At 48.2% G+C, this 5535-nt stretch carries 4 protein-coding genes; 3 read left to right on the forward strand and 1 reads right to left on the reverse strand.

Features of this window, described 5'->3' with window-relative positions:
• Positions 1–2039, reverse strand: a 2039-nt coding sequence (locus ACTHMC_RS28255) for a DUF5686 family protein (protein WP_440418431.1), incomplete at its 3' end; no start/stop codon positions are given.
• Positions 2040–2276: 237 nt separating this feature from the next.
• On the opposite strand from ACTHMC_RS28255, the gene ACTHMC_RS28260 reads away from it, so the two are divergent.
• The 3 genes from ACTHMC_RS28260 to ACTHMC_RS28270 all read left to right on the forward strand — a co-directional run.
• Positions 2277–2933 (forward strand): hypothetical protein, encoded by a 657-nt coding sequence (locus tag ACTHMC_RS28260; protein ID WP_440418432.1) that lies wholly within the window; start codon positions 2277–2279, stop codon positions 2931–2933.
• Positions 2934–2939: 6 nt separating this feature from the next.
• On the forward strand, positions 2940–3239 hold the full coding sequence (locus ACTHMC_RS28265) for a winged helix-turn-helix domain-containing protein (protein ID WP_440418433.1): 300 nt from the start codon (positions 2940–2942) through the stop codon (positions 3237–3239).
• Between the two features lie 53 nt (positions 3240–3292).
• Positions 3293–5535 (forward strand): XrtN system VIT domain-containing protein (locus ACTHMC_RS28270; RefSeq protein ID WP_440418434.1); only part of this gene is annotated, 2243 nt, incomplete at its 3' end.

The raw sequence follows: 5535 nt of genomic DNA on the forward strand, positions 1-5535 counted from the left end.
GGAGGGATCTTACTGTAGTCGGAAATGCTGGCGTTTATTTTATGGTAATCGAAACGGCTGTTGAACACTCCGCTTACCCCCCTGGTGTAACGGAACTCAACGATCGGGAAATCACTGCCCAGACTGTAGCGGTTAAAAGTGCTTTCCAGGAATTTCTCCAGGTAAGCATATCGCAGCCTGATGGAGAACTCTGCTGTTTTCAGAGAGCTGTCTTTCGGACTTGCCGCAAACATGGATTTATAAGGCAGGTTGGCTACAGGATCATATTCTTTGTGGGAGCCTGACAGCGTAACAGAGAGACCTATCTTGGAATCACGGAAGAACTCCACTTTCCTTTCATCTGTCATCAGGAATTTTATAGGCACCCCGCTTTTGCGGATGGCCAGGGCAAAGATATTATCCTGGCTGATCTCATCGTAATACTGTTGCCCGCGGTCGAAATCATGGCGTACCATCCAGCTTACATAAGTGCGTGGGCTCTTGTCGAAGAAATAGCGGCCATCGAACTGGTATTTGAATTCCTGGTCTTTGAAGCCATAGGCGAGATAGCCGTGCAGGAACAGTTTCTTGTTGAAATATTTATTGGTACCTAAGTCAAAGCGGGTTCTGAAACCTTCCTGCTGATTATAGGTGATCCAGTTGTACCAGGGGCCTATCTCGTAATTTCCAACATTGGTATAACCGGTCACCAGGAAGTTTACCGTTCTGGTAACACGTTTGAATGCAGGCAGGCTCAGCAGTGTGTCGATGGTTTGGTAGAGTGCCTTTTCGTTCTTGTTCAATTCCTCATGGCGGGATTCCACCCAGAAGCTATCCGTTACCTTCATGGCTTCGGGTGGCATGATGGTCTCTTCAAGAATACTGTTCTTCGCCAACTCGTTGACCACACTGGGGTTGTTCACCACTATGTTTTCGTAGGTAGTGCTTTTGCGGCCGATGGCGGAAAGGGCCTTTTCGCCGGTGAGCGACATATCCACAACAAACTTATCGCGACTGAGGAACCAGGTGGTGTCATTGATCAGTTTGAATTCCTGGATCAGGCTGAGCTTGTCCACGAAATTGATATTGGCGTCCTTGGTCAGGCGCAGGTTCATTTTCTGGATGGCCCAGCTGGGGTCATGTACCCAGCAATCGCCTTCAAAGGTATTCTCGCCTTTTCGTTTGGGCGTGAAGGTTACGTGGATGAGGCGCTGGTTGTTTACATATTGGGTATCAAGTACGCGGAAACGGTAATAGTTATCGCCGTTGTCGCTGATGGGGCTCACAAACAGCTTATCGAAAATGGGGATGAAGTTAGCGTAGAAGTTGATATTCTGGTCCATACCTCCCAGGAGCTTGGCCACACTTTCATTATTCACACCCAGGGTTTTGATACCCTTGAAAACCTCGCGGCGTTTCTTGGGTGAGGCCTGGTAGTAATAGTCGGAAATGGCTTCTGTAAGGTAAACAGGGAGGAAGGTATTGCCTTCTTCAGTGGTATCGATATTGTTCAGCACAAACTGGAACTGCTTAACGAATGGCAGTTTGCCGAACTTGTCTCTCTTGATATTCTTCAGGTCTATCTCCAGCTTGTTGTACAATTCATAGGAGAAGTTCTGGAAACGGTACCGGTCGTTCTTTGGCTTGTGCTTTACAATACGTTTCCACATGAGGTAGCCCCGGTCGATGGTTCTCTTTACCACTACTTCTTCTGTGAACTTGCCTCTTTCCAGCATGATGGTGAGGTCTATTACCCCGTTCTTTTCTTTGCTGACAAGGGCAGAGTCGATCACCAGGTAGAAATCCTGGAAACCCACATAGGTAACTTTAATTGTATCTGATGGCCAATGATCGAAGCGGAAGATAAAGGCTCCGGAGGAGTCGCTCACGCGGCCGTTGCCTCCCTGGAGGAGCTGCATGGATGCGAAAGGTACGCGTTCATCGGAATGCGCGTCTTTGATGATTCCTTTAAGGATCTTCGTTTGTGCATGGGATACACCCTGCAGGCTCAGTAATAACAGTAAAAGCAGTTTCCAGCCTGATAAACTTTGTTTTTCCACGGACTTGATTTGATCTGTGTGCAAAAATACGCCAATGCCTGAAATCGTATCCTGTTAAAAGTGTCTGAACGGTGCAGTTCCATCTTTTAACAGTTTCTAAGGACGGACCAAAACCTTTCTGAACGCCAGGCGGCGGTATTTATTATGACAATGTAATGCGCTTTTTCCCTTAGTTCACACGAAAAAACTTGCATAATTGAAAAACTTGTTGCTACTTTGTATTACAAAGTGCTTTTTATGACATCGCAACACCAATCACTGGACACCCTGCAGGACATCAAACGGATGATGGAGCGTTCTTCCCGTTTTATTTCACTGAGTGGGTGGAGCGGCGTAAGTGCCGGGATCTGCGCCCTTGTGGGGGCCTGGCTGGCTAACAATGAACTGCAGAGAATGTTTGGGAGAGGCAGCCAGATTGATGACTACAGTGCTTCACGGGGGGAAGCATTACTTACAAATATTACGCTTTTCAATCACCTTATCATCATTGCTGTTTGTACATTCGTGGCCGCATTGATCAGTTCTTTTTTCTTTACCTGGCTCCGCACCCGGAAACACGGAGTACCCCTGTGGGATCGTACAGTGCAGCGGCTGGTGGTGAACACTGCCCTGCCGGTCATTGTCGGGGGGATTGTGATCCTGCGCTGCCTTCAGCTTGGTTATTATGAAATGATCGCACCCGGCTGCCTGATCTTCTACGGTCTGGCCCTGGTAAATGCCTCCAAGTATACGCTTGGGGAGATCCGCTACCTCGGATTCGGACAACTGATCCTTGGCGTGATCAACCTCTGGGATGAAGGAAGCGGCCTCCTGCTATGGACCATCGGATTTGGGGTGCTCCATATCGTGTACGGCCTGATTATGTGGTGGAAACATGAACGTGTCAGTCAATAAGGAAACATGAAGAACCCTATTGAACATCTTAATAAAATTTTCGATAACCGCATCCGCCTCGGGGTAATGAGCACCCTGATGGTGAATGAGGAGATCAATTTCAATGACCTCAAGCAATTGATGGATGTAACCGATGGAAACCTCGCTTCCCATCTTTCCACCCTCGAAGAGCATGGTTATATCAAAGTGCATAAGGGTTTCATCGGACGGAAAACAAATACCACCTACTCCATCACCAAAGCCGGCGAAAAATCTTTCAAGGAACATATCGAGGCCCTGGAAGCAATGATCAAAGGCATCCGGTAATTTTTTTTGTCTTTATACTTTGAAATGCAAAGTGCTTTCTAAAACCGAATCAAATGAACTTCTTTAAAAAAATCTGGCAGGACCAACTTTTTACCCTGGGGCTTATCACCCTTGCTGTTGTATTGGCGCTTTTCTGGCTGCCTTTCAAGCTGGACGGCCGTCCGTTGCAGGGGGTATTTGTTGTGAACTTTGGCCTTGCCATTCTCTACCTGATCATTATCCTCTTTTCCGGCCGTCTCCGCAAGGACAGGAATGGCCTGCCGCCTTTCTTCCTCTTCCTGCTAGTGAGTCTGGTAAGTGCGTATACACTGAACCGTGAGATTGAGATCTTTGATGTATCCGCCGACTGGCTGAGTGCCCTGCTGGCGATCAGCAGCATCAATTATATCGCCATCTTCTGGTACAATGAAATGCCACGCTGGATGAAGTTCCTGCACGTAGTGCTCCTCTGTCTCAGCCTTTGCCTTTTTGTTTACCTCGCTATTTACCTGATCCCCCAATACCTTGTGAGCGCGGTTATCTTCTGGGTGTTGCTGTTGCCCATGCATACTTTTGTTCCGCTGCTGTTTGTGATCTATACCATTTTCTGGTTGCGGAGAATTGCAGACAATAACAGGAAGACAGGAATTACGATACTATCCACGCTTGGGACAGCTGCCGCAGGTGTCGTTTTGTACCTCGTTTCCTGGGCCATGCATGTGAGCGAGATCAACCGTTATTACCGCGAAGCGGAAAACAATAAGAACGGAACCCTGCCGGTATGGGTGAAAGCGGCAGCGAAGATCCCTGCAAACCCGCTCACAGAGCGGATCCTGAAAACCGATACGCGCTTCGCCACTATCAAACCGGTCCGCGATGGGGAAAGCCTGTTCTGGAATATACCTTCCGTTCGCAGGAACAATGAATTCAGGCATGATCCGCTGATCTGCATTGCCACTGCTTTTGGCTTCCGCCTCGAAATGCCGGTTGAAGACAGGGTGCAGATGCTTCAGGCTGTTTTCAATGAGCGCCACCAGGCGGAAGAAAGGCTCTGGTCCGGCGATGAGCTCTACACGGAAGAAGTGGATTCCAAAATCAATATCTGGCCACAATACAGGATCGCTTATACCGATATGACCATTAAAGTTGCCTGCCGCTATGAAGAAATGCGCTGGCGGCCAGAACAGGAAGCCATCTACTCGTTTAACCTGCCGGAAGGTTCAGCGGTAACCGCCCTCTCACTTTGGATTGATGGGAATGAATCTCCTGGTATCCTCACTACAAAATCAAAAGCTGATTCTGCTTATAAAACGATAGTAGGCCGTGAAGCCCGGGACCCGTCAGTATTACACTGGCAGGAAGGGAACCGTGTGTCGGTGCGCGTGTTCCCTGTTTTTCCCGGGTCGTTCCGCCGTTTCAGAGTGGGCATTACAACGCCGCTGCAAATGAACAACGGTAAAATGGAATACCAGAGTGTGGCTATTGAAGGGCCTTCGCAGCTAATGGCAAAAGGACCGGTTTCTGTCCGGATGATGGGAGAAAGCGACAACCTGGAAACACCTCCCGGTTTTAAGATCTCAAGGGATAAGGCAATGCGTTTTAATGGCCGTTTTAAACACGGATGGTCTATTTCCATGGCGCCTGTTGAAATGGCTACAGGGGTGCCTTTCCACTTCAACGGTCATAGTTATTCGGTGAAACCTTATCAGCATCAGCGGGCGCCTTTCCAGGCCGGAAAGATCTACCTGGATATCAATAAAGCCTGGACAATGGAAGAATATGAAGCAGCGCTACAACTCCCTGGTAAACATGAATTCTTCGTAGCTGAAGACGAGCAACTGGTGCAGGTTACAGAAGAGAACAGGATCAGGTTGTTCAAGGGCCTGCATAAGCGGCAGTTCAGCCTGTTCCCTGTTCATAATATCAAGGTATCCGACTCCGCGTTGCTGATCACCAAAGGCCCGGAACAATCTCCCAATCTGAACGAATTGAAAGGAACGACGTTTCTCGAAGAACTGAAAACTTATCTCGCACCCAAACCAAGGCTCAGGTTATTTTGTATCGATGGCGCCTTGCAGCCTTATCTCCGCTCACTCAAGGAATACCGTGTATTCCATTATGATCAGGGTTCGATGGATGATTGCAGCCTCCTGCTGGCCAGGAAAGAGTTTTCCATGGACATTGAAAATGACAACCAGGTAGTGATCGATCATAGCAATATGATGATCACACGAAAAGATGATTCTGTAAATGTAAAATCGGATGCACCGGATCATCTCATGCGCCTGTTCGCCTATAATCACATAATGCAGCAGGC

It is taken from the genome of Pseudobacter sp. (genome assembly GCF_051955275.1).
Classification (GTDB): domain Bacteria; phylum Bacteroidota; class Bacteroidia; order Chitinophagales; family Chitinophagaceae; genus Pseudobacter.

Excerpts from the sequence above, each read along its gene's own strand:
- ACTHMC_RS28265 (WP_440418433.1), top strand. The coding sequence starts at position 2,940 with ATGAAGAACCCTATTGAACATCTTAATAAAATTTTCGATAACCGCATC.
- ACTHMC_RS28260 (WP_440418432.1), top strand. The coding sequence starts at position 2,277 with ATGACATCGCAACACCAATCACTGGACACCCTGCAGGACATCAAACGG.